The organism is Candidatus Chordibacter forsetii (assembly GCF_964187505.1).
In the GTDB taxonomy this organism is placed as follows: Bacteria; Verrucomicrobiota; Verrucomicrobiia; order Opitutales; family Seribacteraceae; genus Chordibacter; species Chordibacter forsetii.
This window is the reverse complement of record NZ_CAXLML010000019.1, coordinates 1-3,259: the sequence shown is the minus strand read 5'-3', so window position 1 is coordinate 3,259 and position 3,259 is coordinate 1. Positions and strand designations below refer to the sequence as shown.

The 3,259-nt window shown below is 54.4% G+C and carries 2 protein-coding genes and 1 pseudogene; all 3 read right to left on the bottom strand.

Annotation, left to right across the window (positions count from 1 at the left end; translation table 11 throughout):
• Positions 1-656: pseudogene (locus ACKPQ4_RS00630) on the bottom strand (hypothetical protein); the annotation flags it as partial.
• A gap of 7 nt (positions 657-663) precedes the next feature.
• Complete coding sequence (locus ACKPQ4_RS00625) at positions 664-2,112, bottom strand: sulfatase (RefSeq protein ID WP_407679272.1); 1,449 nt, start codon at positions 2,110-2,112, stop codon at positions 664-666.
• 64 nt (positions 2,113-2,176) lie between these two features.
• A partial coding sequence (locus ACKPQ4_RS00620; RefSeq protein WP_407679271.1) for a sulfatase-like hydrolase/transferase occupies positions 2,177-3,259 on the bottom strand: 1,083 nt, incomplete at its 5' end.

The window sequence follows — 3,259 nt, the reverse complement described above, 5'->3', positions numbered from 1 at the left end:
CCGAGCTTTTCCTCATCAAAGTCCGGATGGAGCAACTCGCCGATGTAGTCCCAGTCCTTGAGGTTTTCGGACTTCATGATTACCGCAGGTTCCTTGTTGCTACGGCCGTTCACCCCATAGTAGATCCCATCGTTGATCCAGATATCGGGATCGAAGTAAGGCATATCGGTCATGAGCTTGCCGTCCTTATCCCGTGGGGTCATTTCATGAGGCTTAGTCCACTGATCCAGGTTGTCGTCGACGGCGTAGGAAATCCAGTTCCGATTGGATCTCTGACCATGATAGACCATAGCTGGCCGGCCGTCTTTGGTGATAAAACCGGTGCCACTGAACATACCGTGCCCCATGGTTGTAGGTCCCAGCACAGTGGGGTGCCATTGCCAGTGTACCATGTCTTCGCTGGAAACATGGGCGAAGACAAAACCAGTACGGTGCCTGTAAATGTAGTGCAGGTGATAGCGCCCCTTCCAGAAGAAGGCCGGGTTGGGGTCGCCAGGTACTGCGTTTCCAGACCCGAGATGGGCGAGGTGGTAAGTCAGCCAGGTTTTTGGCAGGCTCTTTGGTATGGTAGGAGTCTCGATGACCGTCTTCGGCTCCTCAGCACTGCACACGGAGGTGATGAGGCTAAGAGCGAGTAATATTTGATATGTTTTCATGATGTTTTTAGCGTTTTTTCTGCTTGTTGTCGCGGACTTGTTCCGGGCCTCTTTCAGGCGCTTCCGTTTCCGGCAGCCATTTTTGATGCTCGGCAACTACAGAGGCATACTTGTCCCTGTCTTCACCGGCCAGCAGGTTGGTGTGGTTCCAGGGATCGTCAGTTTTGCAGTCGTAGAGTTCTTCGGTGCCATCCTTGTAACGGATGTAGCGCCAGTCGCGGGAGCGGACGGCATGGTTGCCACGGCCCTGGGTCATGAGGGCGGGACGGTCCCATTTGGCTTGTGGGTTTTTCAACAGCGGGACGAGGCTTTGGCCATCCAGGTCAGGCATCGCCGGCAAACCGGCCAGATCGAGCAGTGTCGGGTAGATGTCGACCAGGCCGACGGGCGTATCGATTCGCGTCCCCGGCTTGGTGATGCCCGGTGCCACGATGATGAAGGGTACATGGTTGGCTTTCTCCCAGAGGGTGAACTTCACCACGCTCTCCTTATCCCCGAGGTGATAGCCATGGTCCGACCACAGCACGATGATGGTGTTTTCCGCCCGTCCGGTGGCATCGAGTTGGTCGAGAAGTTGCCCGACCTTGGCATCAGCGTAGGAGGAGGATGCCTGGTAGGCACGAACGAGACTTTTCAGGGATGCAGGATCTTCTTCTGCGGGAGGATCATTAAATAGAAAGCCGTTCCAACGCCTTTGCGACCGAGCCATAGCGATCCCAAGTTGCGGCACATCGTCAAGATCATCGGCTGGCATGGGCGGTTGAATGAGCTGATCGAATGGATAGAGGTCGAAAAACCTGGGTGGAGCAAAATGCGGTAGATGTGGATGGAAGATCCCGGCAGCGAGGAACAGGGGCTTATCGCGAGGCGAACCCTTCATTCTTTCCATCGCCCAATTGACGGTGAATTCATCCGTCAGCTTTTCCTTCACCGGACCCCAGTCATACCAGCCAAATGCGCCCTTCCGGATCTTTGGTTGCGGGCAGGGCCGCATCTCGAAGTATTCTTCAAAAGATTGATGGGAGGAATCACCCCCACCGGGAAAAACCTTGCCCGCACCACGTGTGCGGTAGCCGTGTTGATTAAAATACTTTGGCAAGGTGACCGCGTCGGGCAGGTTCTTGCGCCAAGGGTGGTCCCGGTTATCGTAGACCCCGCTGGTCGTCGGGCGCAGACCGGTGAGGGTCGCGGTGCGCGAGGGAGTGCAAGCGGGTGTGGTGCAGTAGGCCTTCTCAAATAATGCCCCGCGTGCCGCCAAACGTTCGAGATTCGGCGTTTGGATCGGGTTATTCTTATCAAACACCGTCGTCCAGTCGTTCATGTCATCAATGGCGATGAACAAAACATCCATTTTCTTGGCGGAAGTTTCCACAACCGCTTTCGGCTCCTGGGCGCTGCACACGGAACTGATGAGGGTAAGGAGGAGAGTTGTTAGGATTTTCTTTGTTACGTCCATTGTGTGTCGAATCATTTGGAATTCTTCATTATCATCGCTGTTTGCATAAAAACGGTTTGCTGAGTTAGCGGTTAACCGGTGCAGCGTTGTTTTTCCCTTCTGCGATGCTCTTCATCAGGGCCCTGAGTTCTTCCAGTTTTTCCGGATGCTTTTCCGCGAGGTTGGTTGTCTCAGCAATGTCTGAGTCGAGGTCATAAAGTTCTTCAACTTCCTTCCTGTAATGATCCAGCCAATAGAGGGGCTTGCCGTGGACGGCCTGGAGATACTTCCACTTCCCCTGGCGCACGCCATTGCCCTGATAAAAGAAGGTTTGGCGGGCCCCTTCCTGGCTGAGACCGAGCAACAGTTCGCTTTGATCGACCCCATCGATGAGCCGATCGTCCGGCACCTCGAACCCAGCCAGGGCGGCGAAGGTTGGCAGGAAATCGATGGTCGCAAAAATAGCATCTGACGTTTTGCCGGCCGGCACCTTACCCGGCCAACGGACAATACAGGGTACCCTCGATCCTCCCTCGTAGCAGGACCCCTTGCCGTTGCGCAGTGGACCGGATTCTCCCCAAAAGATGGTTCCTTTCTCCTGAAACCAGCCAGCCGGCCTTTTTTTATTTTTTGACCTGAATTTTAAGTCTGCCTCAGGACGCAAACCCATTTTAGACTCATAATAAGCTGGTTGGTTCCAGGGGCCATTATCAGTCGTGTAGATGACGAACGTGTCCTTGCGCAAACCCAGCTCGTCGAGTGTATCGAGCAGGCGACCGGTTTCGTAATCAAACTCCTCCACCACGTCGCCATAGAGTCCTCCCTTGGACTTGCCTCGGAATCGTTCGGAGGCATCAATGACGGTGTGCATCATGGTGTGAGAGAGGTAGAGAACGAAAGGCTTGTTCGGATCGCGCCTGTTCTCGAGAAAATCGATGGCCTTGTCCGTGTAAAGAGTGGTCAGGCTGGCCATGTCAGTGGTGCGGCCGGCTTCATTGTTGTTCTCGTGAAAGGTCACGCGACCGGCATCATTTGCCCCCAGTGCCCCAAAGTAGTAATCAAATCCCTGGGCGTTTGGCATCCGATCAATGATTGCTCTGCGGTTTGATACATCCCATTTTCCAATACACGCCGTCTGATAACCCGCATCTCTGATCAGTTCGGCAAA

Excerpts from the sequence above, each read along its gene's own strand:
- ACKPQ4_RS00625 (WP_407679272.1), bottom strand. The coding sequence starts at position 2,112 with ATGGACGTAACAAAGAAAATCCTAACAACTCTCCTCCTTACCCTCATC.